Raw genomic sequence first — 16,632 nt, 5'->3', positions numbered from 1 at the left:
CAAGCTCTCTAGTAGAATAAACTACTCTAGTGCATCCGCTTAATCTAGGAAACATTTAAGCCAAATGGTTGAACTTTGTCGATTGAGTACCATGATTTAAATCACATTAAAACTCACACTAGAATACTGATCTCAATCACGTTAAACTCAATCACGTTAACGATTCTGATTAAACGATTCTGATCTTGACCCAACTCCACTCAGAGGCACACAGGACAATTTGACGATGACGGGCAAAAAGATTTTGATCGTTGAAGACGAAAGCGTGGTGGCACTCAATATTCAAGTGCGTCTTGAGGCTGCAAATTACTGTGTGGTGGGCGTTGCGGATTCGGATCAGACTGCCATGACGCTGGCGATCGCCACCCAGCCCGATCTGGTTTTGATGGACATCCGACTTAAGAGCGGTCAAAATGGCGTGAGCGTCGCCGAAAAAATTCGCAAACAGTCCGACGTTCCGATCGTTTATCTGACCGCCTACACAGACACTACGATTTTGCAAGAGGCGCAGCAGACAGAGCCGTACGGCTACATTCTCAAACCTTTTGACCCAGCAAATTTGTACAGCACGATCGAGATTGCGCTCAAAAAACATCAAGCTCACCAACAACTTCAAACGCTCAACCACGACTTAGAACAGCGCATTCACCAACAGACACAAGCGCTCAAACAGGTCAGGCAACAGTTAAAAGGAAAAGTCGCTGATCGCCAACACGCCGAAACTGCAACGCTAGAAGCCTCCGCCAAAGAACGAGAACTCAATGACTTGAAATCACGCTTTGTTACCACGGTTTCTCATGAATTTCGTACGCCGTTGTCGATCATGATGACCTCTGCGGAATTGCTAGAGCGAATGGGAAGCGCTTGTCCCGAAGATCGTCGAGTCACCTACCTACAAAAGATTCGAGAAGCGGTGCGATCGATGACGCGGATTTTGAGCGATATGCTCACCTTGGGCAAAGTCAAGTCAGAAAAGCTTGAATTCAATCCGACGTGGATCGAGTTGCGATCGTTTTGTCAAAAAATTATCTCTGATCTGCAATTAAGCGAAACGAGTTCTCCACCGATTCACGTTGAGATTTTGGGCGATCGTACCGAAGGGTTTTGGGATGAAGCGTTGTTGACGCTGATGCTGGTCAATTTGTTAAGCAATGCGGTCAAATATTCGCCCGATCGCACGCCTATTTCTCTATCGATTTGCTGTCCGATCGCTTCTGAGCCTGAGTTTGTGATGTTTCGTGTCCAAGATCACGGGATTGGCATTCCTCCCGAAGATTTACCGCGTTTATTTGAGTCCTTTCACCGCGCCCAAAATGTCGATACGATCGCAGGTGCCGGATTAGGACTGGCGATCGTGCAGCAGTGTGTCGAGCGTCATCAAGGTAACATCGTCGTCGAAAGCCAACTGGGACGAGGCACGATCGTCGAGGTGAAACTGCCCAGAGGCATTCTAAGGATCGCGAACTAAATAAGATCGTTTATTGCCAAGCGACTTCGCCTCCTAAATCCACGTGAATTCGACAGAGATTTTTCGCTTCGTGATTCAGCACTTTCGCCCCCCAACCCCCCAAAACTGGGGGACTTCCGGACAGGATTTTTTGCTCAAAGTCCCCAAAACTGGGGGATTTAGGGGGCTGCAACCCATTAAAACGAAGCCAAAATCAACTGACCAAGCATATCTAGAGAATTTCAGGTTAATAAACTCGCGTTCTAAGGAATGAGCATTAAATCATGTCGAGCCTTGTAGCCAACGGTTGAAATCCACGATCCTAAGTTCGTTCTAGCTCCCTTTTTTGACCAATTGCCAGCCCTGGAACGATCGCACTGTCTTGAGTTGGGGAGATTTTTGGGCGGCTAAGTTGGGATCGATCCAGGCATACTTGCCCGACTGAAGCGCGTTAGGCTGAGTGAAATTTTTGCCGAGTTTTGGCGTGTAGAAGTTGAGTAACAAAAAAGTTTTGCGACCGTCGCGATCGAGCTTTTCTGGCTGCACGACAAAGCTAACCGAATTGTTTTTTAGAACGGTCAGCACCTCCGATCGCTGCAAAAATTGCTTCAGGTCATGGGCGTAGTCTCCCCACAATCCCGTTCCTGTCAAGGCTGTCAGTCCGAGCCACGAGGCCAACAGCCACCCAGCCAGCCATTGTCGAGACGAGTTTGACAAGTTCGTTTGATGTCGTCTGAGCCAAACGATCGGCAAACTCAGCCACCCCAATCCGACAAAAAGGGTGACGATCGCGCCCAAATACACAACGTCAGACTTGAGTCCCGGAATCGTGATCAATCGCGTTAACACGACAAAACTCGTTCCTAGCAGGACGATCGCCAATCCGCCAATCATTAGATTCAGCCCATTCAATAACTGGTACTGTTTGCCTTTGCGATAGAGATAAACCAACCGATCTAGCGCGATTGCCGCCCACAATCCCACAAACGGCATAAGTTGGAGCGGGTAATAGTGCGTCTTGGTACCAAACAGCGTCAACTCGACAAACAGCAGCCCAGGAAAGCCGATCAGCAGCAGGCGTGAATGATTGGTTTGCAGCAACCGCCGTAATTCTAAATTCCGAAAGGCGAGAATCAATCCTGCTAAAGCAAAAAACACCCAGGGAAAGCCATTTGCGGGAATATTCCAGACGTAGTAAAACGGGCCGGCTCCCTGGTAAGTCTGACCTTTGAGATGAAACAGTTTGCCAAACAGTTCGTTGATCGGCAGTCTGCCATACTGAGCGATCGCCAACCCCAACCAGCCAACTACTGGAATCAGTCCCAACACGAGTCCCGCATACAGCCAGGGATTTGTCAGATGTCGATGTCGTCGCTGTTGTCCGATGAGATAAGGGAGAAGCGCGATCGCCGCCGGGACAATCATGAATCCTTTGATCAGAAATCCTAAGCCGAAGGTCGATCCAGCGAGAAGTGACCACAAAGGAGAGTGAGGCGTGAGGCGTGAGGCGTGAGGAGGTTCTGAAGTAGACTGTCTGCTGCTTTCGCTTTCGAGGAGTGCCCAGATACCAATGAGTTCAATACAAACCAGGACTGAATCTTGAGTTGCCAAGCGTCCGTACTGCACCACCAAGGGAATCACGCTGAAAATGGCCGCTCCCAACCAGGCGAGACGGGGACTCAGCAAGTGACAGCCAATTCGATAAGTCAGTAAAACGCTGAGAATATAAGCGATCGCGCTGGGCAATCGAGCCGACCCTTCACTCACGCCAAACAGCATATAACAAACCGCTATCAGCCATTGAATGCCGATCGTGCGATCGAACCCCGGATTGCCACCCCACTGCACCGTCACCCAATCACCCGTCTGCAAAATCGCCCGCGCCTGAGTCGCATAAATCCCCTCATCGTGAGCCATCAAGCTCTGTTGACCACTTCGGAATAGAACGAGAGGCAGCGCCCAGAGGAGGAGGGTGAGGTAGGGAAGAAGGGATGAGGGGTTGTCTTCGACACGCTTCGCGAGAGGGATGAGGGATGAAGCAGGAAATGAGAGTTTCATACAGGGGCTTGTGTCCGCAAACTCTGATCAGATGACTCTACCTCAAAACTCCCCACACCTCACACTTCACTCTTTACTCCTCACTCCTTACTTCCCAAAGACCGCACCGAGCGATCGCCCAATATTTTGCGGTTGCATTGAGTCCATTGCTGCGGTGGGTTCGTAGCCACAATGCACCATGCAGTCTGCACATTTGGGGTTGCCGCTGGCTCGACCGTAGTGGCTCCAGTCAGTTTTGTCGATGAGTTCCTGGTAGCTGGAATAGTGACCTTCGTTTAACAAGTAACAGGGCTTTTGCCAGCCTAAAACGCTGTAGCTGGGCATTCCCCAGGGTGTGCATTCGTAGTCTTTTTCGCCTGTAAGAAAGTCTAAAAACAGCGGGTTGGCGTTAAAGTTCCAGTTTTTTTTGCCTGCGGTGTAGGGAGCTAAAATTTCTCGAAACAGGGCGCGCGTCTGATCACGAGTTAGAAAATGCTCCTGGTCGGGGGCCCATTCGTAGCTGTAACCGGGAGAAATCATCATGCCGTCGATGCCCAGCGTCGTCAGATAGTCGAAAAACTCCTGCATTTCCTGGACTTTTGCGCCGTCAAAAATGGTCGTATTCGTCGTCACCCGGAAGCCTCTCGCTTTGGCTGCCTTGATCGCTTTCACCGCCGTATCAAAAATGCCCTTGCGATCGACACACTTATCATGCCATTCGCGCATCCCGTCTAAGTGAACGCTAAACGTTAGATAGGGAGAGGGCTGAAACTTATCGAGACTCTTTTCTAACAAAATGCCGTTGGTGCAGAGATAAACAAATTTTTTGCGATCGACCAGTCCCCGCACGATCTGATCGATTTGGGGATGCAGCAGCGGTTCGCCCCCCGGAATTGCTACCACAGGCGCACCACATTCTTCGACCGCCGCAAAGCACTGTTCTGGGGTCAGATTTTGCTTGAGAATGTCGGTCGGATGCTGAATTTTGCCACACCCTGAGCAAGCCAGATTGCAGCGAAACAAGGGTTCTAACATCAGCGTCAGCGGAAAGTGTTTTTTGCCTTTCAGCCGTTGCATGACTAGATACTTGCCAATCTCGATCGCTTGCTGTAATTGAATCGCCATGATGTTCTCCTCACAAGATAGGGATGAGGGGTTGTCTTCGATGATCTGTTCCCCCTTTGGGGGTAATACGCTTCGCAGAGGGATGAGGGATGAAGCTTTGATTTAAGCCTGGTTCATTTCTCATTTCTGATCTGTGTAACCCCTTGATATAAACCAGTTTACGGCATCCTTTAAGGCGACGGGGATGGGGGTTTGTGGGAGTCCCAGTTCGACGATCGCCTTTCTCGGATCGTAGTACATCGGATGCTGAGACATCTTCACCCCCTCGATCGGGACTGAGGGCGATTTGCCCAGCGGTGCAAGCAGGCGTTCATCAATCCAGGCGACGCTGAGGGGAATCCAGATGGGAATCGATCGAGCCGGGGCCGGAATTCCGGTAATTTGACTCAGTTCGTCTAACAGTTGTTTGAGGGTGAGATTTTGGTTGCCGAGAATGTAGCGATCGCCCGTCTTCCCTTTTTGCAAGGCTAATAAATGCCCTTTGGCGACATCCTGGACGTGAATAAAATTTAAGCCAGTATCGACGTAGGCAGGCATTTGTCGTCTCAAAAATCGCAGAATAATATCCCCCGTCGGCGTAGGTTTGACATCCCACGGGCCGATCGGACTGCTTGGGTTGACAATCACGATATCCTGTCCAGCTTGAATCGCTTTGATGGCTTCCTGTTCGGCCAGATATTTGGATTTTTTGTAGTACCCGACTAGCTTTTCGACGGGCGACTGATGCGTTTCGTCTACAGGCTGATGATCAGAACCAACCCCGATCGCCGCCACCGAACTCGTATAAACGGTGCGTTCAACTTTTGCCTGACGAGCCGCCGCCAACACATTGCGCGTTCCCAAGACGTTGTTTTGAATCAGACGATCGCGATCCCGTTGCCAGAGAGAATAGTGCGCCGCCACATGGAACACACATTCGCATCCCCGCATTTTTTCATCCAGGTTAGGATCGTTGAGATCTCCTTTAACGATTTCAACATCAAGACCCTGCAAATTATTCAATGGACTCTGATCTCGCACCAGCGATCGGACGGTATGCCCTTCGTCCAACAGCAGTCGGATCAGATTTGCGCCGACAAAGCCCGTTCCACCCGTGACAAACGCTTTCATCTGTGAATTTCATCTCCAACATACAAAGCCTGCGAGTTTGGAGCAGTCGCACTTTTTAGCTTCTAAAATTCAAGTAGACCCGCTTCAAGATTCGGTTTGAGAGATCACCCGACCTATCCTTCATCACGCATCAGGAGCCTGGATCATGATACATCGTTCTCACCAACTCGCAGTTTTTGGGTTGACGCTAATAGGTGCCGCGATCGTCTATGCAGAAGGGGTTTATGCGCGTCCCTCTGTCGTTTCTGATCTGGGTTCATCCTCTAAAGCCAATCAACTCACCGTCTCAGAACAAACGATCGGAGTCGGCTGGCAAATCATTGCACCCACGAGTGTAGGAACGCTCAGAACCCCCATCAAACAGTGTCAAGCGATCGCAAATGCCACCCCTTCAAACACCTGTGCAAGACTCGTGCGCGATCCCAACCCAACCTCACAACTTCAGCAGAGGTTCAACACGCGGCCCTCTCAGCAGACCGTCAACTTGTTTCCGATCGACCCGCTGCCCGCATCTGTCCGGTTCCTCAATATCACTTCGCCCTAAATAGACGTGAATTCGATGAAATTCCTCGCTGTAGCGATCACTCTAGGCAGCCCCCTAAATCCCCCAAGTTTGGGGGACTTTGAGCAAGAAATCCTGTCCGAAAGTCCCCCAGATTTGGGGGGTTGGGGGGCAGAAGCGTTAAATACCGAAGCGAAAAAACTCTATCGAATTCACGTTAAATAGGTAGCAATTTGTAGCGATTGTCTTGAAAGTCAAGAGGGAGAGCCAACATCTCTCAACACACCCTACGCAATGGTCGGTTTTATGAAATCCACAACCCTCAGATTCTCTCATTGCTCTTAATTAGAGCGTCCCGATCGCTGCCGCATCTGTTGCTGTAGACCTAAAGCAGGTTGATAGTTGGGTTGAATTTGAACTGCTTTATCAACCGAGACGATCGCTTCATCAAATCGACGCAGATTCCAGAGTGCAACTCCCCGACTATTCCAGGCTTCGACCAAATCAGGCTTTCTGCGCGTCGCTTGATCAAACGCGGCCAACGCCTCAGCCGGACGATTAAGCTGTAATAGCGCAGTTCCTTTATTGTTCCAGGCTTCTGCCAAATCGGGTTTTAGAGTCGTTGCCCGATCGTAGAGCGCCAATGCCTGCTGATCTTGCTCCTGGCGATCAAGAGAATATCCCTTACTCCACAACGCCTCTGCATAATTAGGATTTAACTTTAGTGCCACATTACAGGCTGCGATCGCCTCTGTAAATTTCTCTAACACGTTCAAGCTATAGCATCTCCCCCAATGTGCTTCTGGAGACTTTGCGTTAAGTGCGATCGCTTGCTTGTAAACGTCTAATGCCTGTGCAAATTGCTTTCGCTCTCGCAACTGATTGGCCTGGGTTAGTAGCGTGGCTGCTTGAGCGATCGGATCGGGAGAAGGCGACACAACTGCACGAGACACCTGGGCGCTAGAGGACGACTGGCTAATGGGTTGAGGAGAAGGCGAGGGCTTGACGAAGACAACCAATCCCCCAAGAACGGCTAACCCGGCGAGAGATAGCATTCGTGTTCTAGGCTCCAGTCGCTTTAGCTGTGTCAGCGTAGACAGCCAGACTGTATTAAGGGCCGTCAAAGGTTCAGAAGACAAAGGTTCGGGATGAGGAACTTCTACTTCTTGACCAACGGGTTGCTGACGAGGAGACGGCGGGTGATGTGGAATAGTATCCGCTTGCTTCTCATGGTTGATCGTGGAATCTTGAGTCGGCGGAGTTGAAATGGACAAAGAATTTGCGGATGGGATCGCCAACTGCTCGATCGCCACCAGCGCTTCTGCGGCCTGTGTGTACCGGGTACGAAAGTCATAGCGAATCATTTTGTCCAAAACCGCCGCAAACGCTTCACTCACCTGAGTTGCCTGATCTCGCCATTGAATTTCGCTGGTGTATGGGTCATCAACGAGAGATTTGGGTGAAACGCCTGTCAATGCCTGAATTCCCAACATCCCAACGGCATACACATCGCTACTAAAGCGGGGAGTTCCGGCGAATTGCTCATTGGGCATGTAGCCCGGAGTGCCGATCGCAATCGTCTGGGTTGCGCCTGAATTAGAGTAAGTGAATTGAGTCGCTACTTGCTTGACGGCTCCAAAATCAATTAAGACGATCCGACGATCGTGACGGCGGCGCATTAGATTAGCAGGTTTGATATCGCGGTGAATCACATTCTGCTGATGCACAAAGGTCAATACGCTGAGAAGATCCCGCAAGAGGGCAATGACCTGAGATTCTGCCCAGGGCTGTCCGTTGATCAACTCTTTGGTCAGAGGCTCCCCCACGACTAGCTCTTGAGCGAGATAAAACTCTTGTTCATGCTCAAAGTGTGCCAGCAGACGAGGAATTTGGTCGTGACTTCCAAGCTGATAGAGCGCTTGAGCTTCTGCATCAAACAATCGTTTAGCCGTTTGCAGGCTTTCTACGTCAGAAAACTGAGGCTGGAGGCGCTTGAGGACACAATGGGGGTTGCCAGGCAGGTGAAGATCGGCCGCGATAAAAGTCTGACCAAAGCCGCCTGCGCCCAACTGCTCAATCAGCTTGTAGCGGCCGCCTAAAAGGGGTTCAGGTGTTTCTGATTGGGAGGAACGAAAGAAGCTCACAGACTTATCTATCCTGCTATTGAGTGCCTTCTTGACTCTTTATTCATTAAGCGATGGGATCAGGTAGATGCGTTGGAACTTGGCGATCGAACTATACCCTCAAGTCTATAGATGCTGGATCGGGGGTACAAAGTTCCCATAGTAAGGATTGACCCATTCTAGACTTATGAAAGTAGTTGTATCAAATGGGGCGGGAACGGATGGTTATGAGCAAACTGTCCACGCGCCAGATATTCCAGTTCTTCGGGGGTCGATCGCCGTCCTAGCAGTTGATTGCGATGAGGCTGACGACCAAACCGAGCAAGCACCTCTCGATGTCTACGAGCCTGAGCCGCCGAAAACTCCAACAGCGATCGATGGTCTGGGGGTGCCTCTTTGACAAGCTCATCTGCAAGCTCGATCGCCCACTCTAAGTGATTGAGATTCTCAGAATGACCCAGTGGCATTAAGAAAAAAGTTTTCTCCCAGGGAGTTTCTAGTGCTGTGTAGTGCCCTAAATGGATGCCGTCGATCGCCAGTTTGCAAGCCTTCGAGTCCTGTGCAAATGCTTGAGCCGTTCCCCGATAGAGCGATCGTGAGAACTGATCCAGAATAAGAATCAGCGCCAATTGTGATCGAGGCTCACCCGCCCAATCATCCAGTTCGCCCTGAGTCGCTTGCTGCATGAGAGATGAAAACCGCTCGATAATCTCAGCATCTCCACCGCCCCGAAACCACCAGGCCCACTGACGAACGATCGAGGCTTGATCGCGAGTAAATTCATTGGGAAACCAGAACTGTAAAACTTCTTGTGATCTGTGAGCTTGCTCAAGTGAGTGTTTCTGAATTTTGTTAAGCGTGTTGTCAGACATTGATGATTCTCCCTGAGTCACCTGATTGACTATTTGGGCAAAAATTGATTTCAGTCATTGCGATCGTCCGCCAAATTTGATGGCAGTATTTTGTTTGCCAAAGCTGTGCTAATGCCAAGCTCTGATTGTTCAGGTGTAGTTCCTTGTTTTTTCTGGGTGATGGCCTGGTTGATAAATGCTGAAAAAGATCGGGTCTCAAAGAGCAGTGAGTCTTGTTTATTTGGTCTCTGATAGCATGATGCTAAGGTACAGATTTGGCACATTGTCAGTCTCCTCCTGGCGCGGAATGGCGAAAATAACGGTTCAGTCAGGTGTAGATGAGTGAATGGTGAATCAGTGAACGAGCCACCCATCTACACGGCACAAAACTTTTGCCATGACGCACTAATGCTTCTGAGCAATGTAATAGTCATTTATAAAGTCATGGTCGAGTTGCTTAATTTCTACCTTGGCGAATCCTGCTTCTGTAAGCATCTCTAGTGCCTTTTCTTTCCCCCACATTGTGCCTAGTCCCATGCCACCTGTTGCTAGAGAAACCGTCATGCAGTGCAGACAAGAGATGGTGTAGAGCCAGGGTGCAGCTAGATGATCGAGATTGTCATGAACTTGACTAGCAGCCCGAATATCCTGCATCAAATAAATTCCGCCAGAGCGTAACGCCTGATGAATGCCACGCAACACGCGATCGGGGTGTGCCTGATCATGAACGGCATCAAAGGTACAAATCAAGTCGTACCGTTCTACTTCGTCCAGGTTTGCCGCATCTTTAACTTGAAACTGAGTATTGATTAACCCCCGATCATGGGCTTCGGACTGGGCGATCGCGATCGCTTCTTCAGAAAAGTCATACCCCGCAAAGCGACTGTTCGGAAATTGCTGGGCCATCGCATTGATCGCACGACCACTCCCACAACCGACATCCAGAACATTAATCCCCTTTTCTAGAGCGGCTGTTAAACCGGGAACCATCGGGAGAATTGCTTCTTGTAAAGCCGTAACTACGGTCTGCCCGCTATCTTCTGCCATCACTTCATGGAAGCGCTTGTAAGCAGAGTAGGGAACGCCCCCGCCCTTGTAGAAGCAGTCAATTACCTGATCTTCAACCGTTGCCATCAATGGAACAAATTGAGCTGCGACAGCCATGTTATTGGGATTGGCAGATCGCGTCAAGAATGCAGCGTGTTCGGCAGGCAAGGAGTAAGCGCTTGCGATCGGGTCGTAGTCCACAAAACGCCCTGTCACCATCGAAGCTAACCATTCCCGCACATATCGCTCGTTTAATCCGGCGGCATCGGCAATTTGTTGACTTGTGGCAGGTGGCAGATTAGCCAACGTATCAAACAATCCAGTACGGTGCCCGATCGAGGTCATGATAGCGATCGCACCACTATTTAAGATGTCTAGCATTCGTCCAGCGAACGCTTCTGATTTTTCTTGATTAAAGTTTGCTGAGTTGAGAGTTTGCATGATTGTCATCCTGATGACGTTAGGGTTGTTTTCAGATACCCCTCTAAGCTGGAGTTTTCTGAACAAGCTGGTAGGTCTGAGTCTGTAGGTTCCCACCCTGTGAAAGGTGCATTCAGACCAATAGCAAGCAGGCTTTACAGATCGTGACAGGACGATAATTGGAGTAAAAAATTCGTGGCTCTAGTCATGGACTTAAAGACTGCTCTGTGCCTTGCTTTTGATTACACGTTCATTGAGTGTGTTTTATGCGGGTGAGGCGTGAGGAAAGTGAACTCAACTCAAAACTCCCTAGAATCTCCGGGCAGACGGTGGCAAAATGGTCTGTACTCATTTTCGTTAGTTGAGAAACTTTATGACGATTTCTCCCACGCTACAAAACGCCCTTGCGCTCGGTCGTGCCCTCAAGATTATCAGTGGCTTAAATAACTTTGATGCCGATCGCGTCGCTGCTGTTGTGAGAGCGGCCGATCGCGGAGGTGCCACGTTTGTCGATATTGCTGCTGACTCTGATCTGGTGCGGATGGCTAAACAGCTTACAAACCTGCCCATCTGCGTTTCTGCGGTCGATCCTGATTTGTTGGTCACGGCTGTCAATGCGGGAGCCGACCTGATCGAAATCGGTAACTTTGATAGCTTTTATGCCCAAGGTCGTCGATTTGAAGCCGAAGAAGTGCTGGCATTAACTCAAGAAACTCGTGCATTATTGCCGACGATCGCCCTTTCGGTCACCGTGCCCCACATTTTGCCGCTCGATCAACAAGTTCACTTAGCCGAAGCGTTGGTCAAAGCCGGAGCCGACATCATCCAAACCGAAGGCGGCACCAGCAGCGAACCGACCCACTCTGGCGTATTGGGACTGATCGAGAAAGCCGCTCCTACGTTGGCTGCTGCCTATGAGATTTCTCGCGCGGTGACGGTTCCTGTCCTCTGTGCCTCTGGATTGTCGAGTGTGACGGCTCCCTTGGCGATCGCTGCGGGTGCTTCTGGCGTTGGGGTCGGATCTGCGGTCAACAAACTCGATAGCGAAGTGGCAATGATTGCGGTCGTTCGTAGTCTAGTCGAGGCGTTGGCAGTCAGTCCGATCAAAGTTAGATAACGATACGGCCTTGGGATCATCGATCGCGTGAATCCAATAAAACCACTTCGGTCACAGCTTCAGAAATGCCCCCTTAAATCCTCCACCCGTGAGAGACTTTAAACTAAAAATCTTGTCTTAAAGTCCCCCAGAATTGGGGGGTTGGGGGGCAGAAGCCGTAAACACCGCAGCGAAAAAGCTCATCGAATTCACGCTAAATCCAGTGGTTGACGACTGCCTGATAAAGCGCCTGATAGCGAGTCTTTGCCTTCAGTTTTGAGAGAACGTTGTTCATATGAAATTTGATCGTACTCTCGCTGATGTGTAGTTCTTGAGCAATCTCTCGATCGCGCATTCCCTGAGCTAACCGGGTCATAATTTCCTGCTCACGATCGGACAGTCCTTGAGTTTCTGGCTGCTCGACTCCCCAGGGTTTGCCTTGAAGAACGGACTCGATCGCTTCGCGTAACTGCCCCGGACTGATCGATAAATCGAGGGTTGCTTTCACATTTTGAGGGGTTGGTTGACCAGAAGCAATCCATAAAACACAGTCGGCGGGATGAATTTGTTCTAAATCATCGGTTAGTAACGGAATCGCTGAGTCAGAAGACGTTGAAACGCTTAATCCAGCTAAATAAGACAACTGAGTGAATGCTAATTGTAAAACCGACGATCGACACTGAATTCGGATTCGCGAACCCAGCACACAGTTGGGATAAGGCACCATCAACAAAACTTGAATTGCTTTTTGACTAACTGTTTGAAGGCTGAGAGTTCCGCCCAGACAGGATGTTACAAACAGCAGTTCGTCAAACGCAGAGACCATTTCTGGCGATCGCTCTCCCGAAATCATCGCCTCTAATGAGATACGATCGTCTCCATAGGTCAGCCGACAATAAATGCACTGTTTTTGTCCGAGAAGTTCAGTCGCTCTGAGAAACAGATTCATCAACGGGGTTGTCAGCGATCGCTCAGTCCCCACCAACATCAGACGGGTCGTTTGCAGCAGATCAGACAACTGCTCAGACAGCGGCGCACGAGTAGAAGATTGGGGAATTTGCTGTTTTTGTTGTTGATACAGAAGCGCATTCTCTAAGGCAACCGTCACCGTCGTACATAGCCCCTGCAAAACTTCTAGAAATTCGGGCTGCATCATCTGCTGACTAAAGACCGCCAACACGCCGACCACCTTGCCGTTTGCCGCCAGCGGATAACCCGCAAATCCCCGAATTTTGTGCGCGATCGCCCACTCCCGATCCTTGACCCAGGTTTCTTCGGCTAGCTGATTACTCAAAAAAGGAATGCAGTGCTGTGCGATTTTGCCCACTTTGAAGGCCCCCATCGGCACCCTGGCAAAGGCTCCATCCAGTCGCGTATACACTCCCGAAGAAGCGACTAGTCTGAGCATGGTGCGATCGGGTTCCACAATCCAAATCCGCGCAAACGCACAGCCAAACTTTTCGACTAGCCCCTCGGTGACTTGACGAGCGATCGTTTCAGGTTCCAAACAGCCACTCAGACTTTGAGCAATCTCATTGCCCTGCTGTAGCTCAAACAAAAGCCGGGCCGAATCCAAAAATCCAGAATTTAGCTCAGACACGGGGATTGTCTTGTGGGATCGTCATAGTGTATTCAGGCGCAGTTTGTGAATTAATGTTGTACTCTCCATTACAAGAAGAAGAATTCTGGCAATTTCTAAAAAAGAATTTACAGACAGCCTTTCTCTATCAAGTCGTCATGAAGACCCATATTCTTATTCTCCCTGCTTCTTAATGTGAATTCGATGGGAGTTTTTCCGCTCCGTTGTTCACGGCTTTTGCCCCCCAACCCCCCAATTTTGGGGGACTTTAAGAGAGGAATTCTGTTCAAAGTCCCTCACCCGTGGGGGATTTAGGGGGCGTTCCTGGATCTAAAAGCGAAGCGAAGCGTTCATCGAACTGACGTTACTTAGAAAGGGGCAAAAAAATTGAACAGCGAAGCGAAAAAACTTCACCAACTTAACATTTTTTACTTACCGCTTCTGGTGGATTTGGAGGCACAGTCTAGAGATGCCCCTTAATTCCCCTTCAACAGGGACGTTGATCAGAAAGTTGCACATTGCCTACTAATTCAATTCACTATCTTAATCACCTTGCACGATCCGATACTCGATCGCTTTCTTTACCTTCTCAAGTGGTAATCCCATTTCTTGGCTAATTTGTCTCTCGATTTGGGCAGGCTGCGTCGTCAAAAATTCGTACTCCAGCACCTTCAATTTTGAATGAGTCGTTTGCACCCTGACCCTGGAAATGCCCCGACTGGGAGCGATCGTCGCCTGCATCGATAACACCTTGATTCTCGCCTCTTGAGAATTAACTGACAGAGCCTTGTCGAATCCCGAAGAGCGGCTCACCACCCAATCCATAATCAATCCACTTCCTGACCAGGCCAACAAACCCAGCACAGGCAACAAGAGCCAAAATTCTAGCCCCAAAGACCGAAACACTTTGAACCAGGAGTAGCGAGGCATGAAATCACCACGAAAGTCCGATGAATAATGGGGCAGTGCTATAGGATGGGAAAAACAAATCTGCAAGCGGCATGTTGATCTTACTCGCTGAAGACGACCCGGCACAATTGGAACCCCTCCGCACGGCCCTGTCAAAAGTCGGTCACGCGGTCGATGCGGTCGAAGATGGAGAAACGGCGCAATGGCTGATTTCTGACCGCAATTATGACTTGCTGATATTAGATTGGATGTTGCCCAAAGTGAGTGGTCTCGATCTCTGTCGCCATTATCGTCGAGTCGGCAAAACTGCTCCCGTCTTGATGTTGACAGCCAAAGACACAACCTCCGACAAAGTAGCAGGACTGGACGCAGGAGCCGATGATTATCTGGTGAAGCCGATCGATGTGATCGAGTTGTTAGCCAGAGTTCGGGCACTGGGACGACGATCGCCGCTCTGGAAAGGAGACACCCTGAGCTTAGGAGAGTTGCAGCTTCATTTGACCAATCTAACGATCGAGCATCACGCTCTCACAACTCAGCTATCCGGGCGCGAATTTCAGCTTATGGAATATCTAATGCGTCACCCTCGCCAGGTGTTGTCTCACGAACAGATCGAGCAGGCACTTTGGGGATGGGGCAGTCAGCCAGAAAGTAATGCTGTGACGACGCTCGTCCGCAGACTTCGGCAACGATTGCAGGCGGTGGGCGCAAAAGATTGGCTAGAAACGGTGTATGGGGTAGGCTACCGTCTGAGTGATGATTAGCTAAAACGAAATAAGCTTTGTCTTAAAGTTCCCCAGAGGTGGGAGGCAGACGCTTGACCACGCAGCGGAAAGACTTTGTTGAATTTACGCTAAAACGAAGGGGGCCGTCAGATCAAAAAATCACTTTTCAATTCAATTACTTGAAGTCACACATTTTTGATGTTCGATCGCAGTCGCCGAAATCTTGCTTATTGGTTTGCTTTCTCAATGGGGAGCATTCTGATTGTCTTTGCGGGGGTGGGCTATTCTCTAGCCGTGAAGGAGCAGCTTAAGGCGTTTGATGGGTCGCTGTATAAAAGAAGTCAGGCGATCGCGGATCAACTGCTAGGTGCGTCAGACCCAATCCCTCCAGAAATGCCGCTGTGGGAAGACAAACCCAAGCTCAATCCAGATTTGCTTTACATTCGATTTTATGACCCAACAGGGCGGCTAATACGAGCTTTGGGCGATCGAGGAACTGGGCAACTAGACACGATCGCGGGCTATCAAACGCTGCAACGGTGGAAATATCGTAATGGGTCATTCACCAAGCCAGAATGGTTACGACAAATCACGATCCCGGTACGGCGCAACAAACAGCCGATCGGGTATCTGCAAGTAGCCGCCTCGCTGACTCCGCTGCGTCAAAGTTTGAATGAGGCGCGATTTTTTTTGATGTTGGGCGTGCCGATGACGTTGGGTGTGATTGGGTTAACAGGCTGGTTTTTGGGTGGATTGGCCATGCAGCCGACACGACGATCGTATGAACAATTACAGCGTTTTACCGCCGATGCCTCTCATGAATTACGCGCCCCGGTTGCGGCAGTGTTAAGTAATGCTCAAGTCGGATTGATGCCGCCCGAAGATTCGCAAGAACAACACTTGAGGTTACAGAATATTGTCGAGATTGCGAAATCGATGAGTACGCTGATTGGCAACTTGTTATTTCTCTCGCGCAATGAAGGACAATTAAATCCGACAACGCTACAGACAATTGATCTGGTTGAAATGGTGCGATCGCTGATTCCAACTTATACAACGCAAGCAGACACCCAACAACTCACGTTCACAACACAGCTTCCTGATCAGCCAATTTTGCTCAAAGCTGACGCAGAACTGCTCAAACAAGCCGTCGTCAATCTGCTCAACAATGCCTTCAAATATACGCCTGCTGAGGGCACGATTCAGCTACGAGTTTTGGCTCCATCGAGTCGGGCGATCGTTCAGGTTGAAGACAGCGGCATTGGCATTCCGGTTGAAGATTTGCCTCATGTGTTTGAGCGATTTTATCGAGTGGATATGGCGCGATCGCGGCAAACGGGAGGGTTTGGATTGGGGTTAGCGATCGCACAACAAATCGTCCAGGCGCACCGAGGTCAAATCACCGCTACTAGCACTCCGGGCAAAGGTTCGACCTTTCAGATTGAGTTGCCGCTACGATCGCCCTTGAGAACTGCCAAGCCAGCGATCGATCTTTCTTAAGGAACGCGAGTTTATTAACCTGAGATTCTCTAAATATGCTTGGTCAGCTAATTTTGGCTTCGTTTCAATGGGTTGCAGCCCCCTAAATCCCCCAAATTTGGGGGACTTTGAAGCTCAAACCCGTTTTGCAATTCCAGAATTTCTTGATCTCAAAGTCCCCC

The 16,632-nt window shown here is 49.8% G+C and carries 14 protein-coding genes; 6 read left to right on the top strand and 8 right to left on the bottom strand.

Features of this window, described 5'->3' with window-relative positions; translation table 11 throughout:
• The first annotated feature begins 226 nt into the window (after window positions 1-226).
• Window positions 227-1,468, top strand: coding sequence for a hybrid sensor histidine kinase/response regulator (locus ACJ2PR_RS05380; protein WP_446876240.1), 1,242 nt, complete (start codon window positions 227-229; stop codon window positions 1,466-1,468).
• A gap of 312 nt (window positions 1,469-1,780) precedes the next feature.
• Here ACJ2PR_RS05380 and ACJ2PR_RS05375 read toward each other — a convergent pair whose 3' ends face one another.
• From ACJ2PR_RS05375 to hpnA, 3 genes are all read right to left on the bottom strand, one after another.
• On the bottom strand, window positions 1,781-3,505 hold the full coding sequence (locus tag ACJ2PR_RS05375) for a glycosyltransferase family 39 protein (RefSeq protein WP_446876239.1): 1,725 nt from the start codon (window positions 3,503-3,505) through the stop codon (window positions 1,781-1,783).
• A gap of 87 nt (window positions 3,506-3,592) precedes the next feature.
• The gene (hpnH, locus tag ACJ2PR_RS05370) at window positions 3,593-4,609 is read right to left on the bottom strand and encodes an adenosyl-hopene transferase HpnH (protein ID WP_446876238.1); all 1,017 of its coding nucleotides are present in this window, start codon (window positions 4,607-4,609) and stop codon (window positions 3,593-3,595) included.
• A 120-nt stretch (window positions 4,610-4,729) separates the two neighbouring features.
• The gene (gene hpnA, locus ACJ2PR_RS05365) at window positions 4,730-5,719 is read right to left on the bottom strand and encodes a hopanoid-associated sugar epimerase (protein ID WP_446876237.1); all 990 of its coding nucleotides are present in this window, start codon (window positions 5,717-5,719) and stop codon (window positions 4,730-4,732) included.
• A gap of 145 nt (window positions 5,720-5,864) precedes the next feature.
• Here hpnA and ACJ2PR_RS05360 point away from each other — a divergent pair, with 145 nt between their 5' ends.
• Together ACJ2PR_RS05360 and ACJ2PR_RS05355 are read left to right on the top strand one after the other, a co-directional pair.
• On the top strand, window positions 5,865-6,263 hold the full coding sequence (locus ACJ2PR_RS05360) for a hypothetical protein (RefSeq protein ID WP_446876236.1): 399 nt from the start codon (window positions 5,865-5,867) through the stop codon (window positions 6,261-6,263).
• 15 nt (window positions 6,264-6,278) lie between these two features.
• Window positions 6,279-6,446 (top strand): hypothetical protein, encoded by a 168-nt coding sequence (locus ACJ2PR_RS05355; protein WP_446876235.1) that lies wholly within the window; start codon window positions 6,279-6,281, stop codon window positions 6,444-6,446.
• 116 nt (window positions 6,447-6,562) lie between these two features.
• Here the strand turns inward: ACJ2PR_RS05355 and ACJ2PR_RS05350 are convergent, their stop codons facing one another.
• From ACJ2PR_RS05350 to ACJ2PR_RS05340, 3 genes are all read right to left on the bottom strand, one after another.
• The gene (locus tag ACJ2PR_RS05350; RefSeq protein WP_446876233.1) at window positions 6,563-8,365 is read right to left on the bottom strand and encodes a protein kinase domain-containing protein; all 1,803 of its coding nucleotides are present in this window, start codon (window positions 8,363-8,365) and stop codon (window positions 6,563-6,565) included.
• 164 nt (window positions 8,366-8,529) lie between these two features.
• A complete protein-coding gene (locus tag ACJ2PR_RS05345) occupies window positions 8,530-9,216 on the bottom strand; it encodes a DUF924 family protein (protein WP_446876231.1) in 687 nt (228 codons plus the stop codon).
• Window positions 9,217-9,600: 384 nt separating this feature from the next.
• Window positions 9,601-10,683, bottom strand: a complete 1,083-nt coding sequence (locus tag ACJ2PR_RS05340) for a class I SAM-dependent methyltransferase (protein WP_446876230.1) — start codon at window positions 10,681-10,683, stop codon at window positions 9,601-9,603.
• Window positions 10,684-11,035: 352 nt separating this feature from the next.
• Here ACJ2PR_RS05340 and ACJ2PR_RS05335 point away from each other — a divergent pair, with 352 nt between their 5' ends.
• Complete coding sequence (locus tag ACJ2PR_RS05335) at window positions 11,036-11,779, top strand: DUF561 domain-containing protein (protein ID WP_446876229.1); 744 nt, start codon at window positions 11,036-11,038, stop codon at window positions 11,777-11,779.
• Between the two features lie 193 nt (window positions 11,780-11,972).
• Here ACJ2PR_RS05335 and ACJ2PR_RS05330 read toward each other — a convergent pair whose 3' ends face one another.
• Both ACJ2PR_RS05330 and ACJ2PR_RS05325 read right to left on the bottom strand, forming a co-directional pair.
• Window positions 11,973-13,358, bottom strand: a complete 1,386-nt coding sequence (locus ACJ2PR_RS05330) for a LuxR C-terminal-related transcriptional regulator (protein ID WP_446876228.1) — start codon at window positions 13,356-13,358, stop codon at window positions 11,973-11,975.
• 522 nt (window positions 13,359-13,880) lie between these two features.
• Window positions 13,881-14,267 carry a hypothetical protein gene (locus ACJ2PR_RS05325; protein ID WP_446876227.1) on the bottom strand — a complete coding sequence of 129 codons (387 nt, stop codon included), beginning with the start codon at window positions 14,265-14,267 and terminating at the stop codon, window positions 13,881-13,883.
• 71 nt (window positions 14,268-14,338) lie between these two features.
• Between ACJ2PR_RS05325 and ACJ2PR_RS05320 the strand changes: the two genes are divergently transcribed.
• Both ACJ2PR_RS05320 and ACJ2PR_RS05315 read left to right on the top strand, forming a co-directional pair.
• On the top strand, window positions 14,339-15,010 hold the full coding sequence (locus ACJ2PR_RS05320; protein WP_446876225.1) for a response regulator transcription factor: 672 nt from the start codon (window positions 14,339-14,341) through the stop codon (window positions 15,008-15,010).
• A 159-nt stretch (window positions 15,011-15,169) separates the two neighbouring features.
• On the top strand, window positions 15,170-16,471 hold the full coding sequence (locus ACJ2PR_RS05315; protein ID WP_446876224.1) for a sensor histidine kinase: 1,302 nt from the start codon (window positions 15,170-15,172) through the stop codon (window positions 16,469-16,471).
• The last annotated feature ends 161 nt before the right edge of the window (window positions 16,472-16,632 follow it).

It is taken from the genome of Phormidesmis sp. 146-33 (assembly GCF_052939515.1).
Note: the sequence above shows the minus strand (reverse complement) of the source record. Positions and strands in the feature narration are given on the sequence as shown.

Bases quoted from the DNA above. Each gene is read 5' to 3' on its own strand.
- ACJ2PR_RS05360 (WP_446876236.1), top strand. From the start codon at position 5,865: ATGATACATCGTTCTCACCAACTCGCAGTTTTTGGGTTGACGCTAATA.
- hpnA (WP_446876237.1), bottom strand. From the start codon at position 5,719: ATGAAAGCGTTTGTCACGGGTGGAACGGGCTTTGTCGGCGCAAATCTG.
- ACJ2PR_RS05345 (WP_446876231.1), bottom strand. From the start codon at position 9,216: ATGTCTGACAACACGCTTAACAAAATTCAGAAACACTCACTTGAGCAA.
- hpnH (WP_446876238.1), bottom strand. From the start codon at position 4,609: ATGGCGATTCAATTACAGCAAGCGATCGAGATTGGCAAGTATCTAGTC.
- ACJ2PR_RS05355 (WP_446876235.1), top strand. From the start codon at position 6,279: ATGAAATTCCTCGCTGTAGCGATCACTCTAGGCAGCCCCCTAAATCCC.
- ACJ2PR_RS05380 (WP_446876240.1), top strand. From the start codon at position 227: ATGACGGGCAAAAAGATTTTGATCGTTGAAGACGAAAGCGTGGTGGCA.
- ACJ2PR_RS05325 (WP_446876227.1), bottom strand. From the start codon at position 14,267: ATGCCTCGCTACTCCTGGTTCAAAGTGTTTCGGTCTTTGGGGCTAGAA.
- ACJ2PR_RS05320 (WP_446876225.1), top strand. From the start codon at position 14,339: ATGTTGATCTTACTCGCTGAAGACGACCCGGCACAATTGGAACCCCTC.
- ACJ2PR_RS05375 (WP_446876239.1), bottom strand. From the start codon at position 3,505: ATGAAACTCTCATTTCCTGCTTCATCCCTCATCCCTCTCGCGAAGCGT.
- ACJ2PR_RS05315 (WP_446876224.1), top strand. From the start codon at position 15,170: ATGTTCGATCGCAGTCGCCGAAATCTTGCTTATTGGTTTGCTTTCTCA.
- ACJ2PR_RS05335 (WP_446876229.1), top strand. From the start codon at position 11,036: ATGACGATTTCTCCCACGCTACAAAACGCCCTTGCGCTCGGTCGTGCC.
- ACJ2PR_RS05340 (WP_446876230.1), bottom strand. From the start codon at position 10,683: ATGCAAACTCTCAACTCAGCAAACTTTAATCAAGAAAAATCAGAAGCG.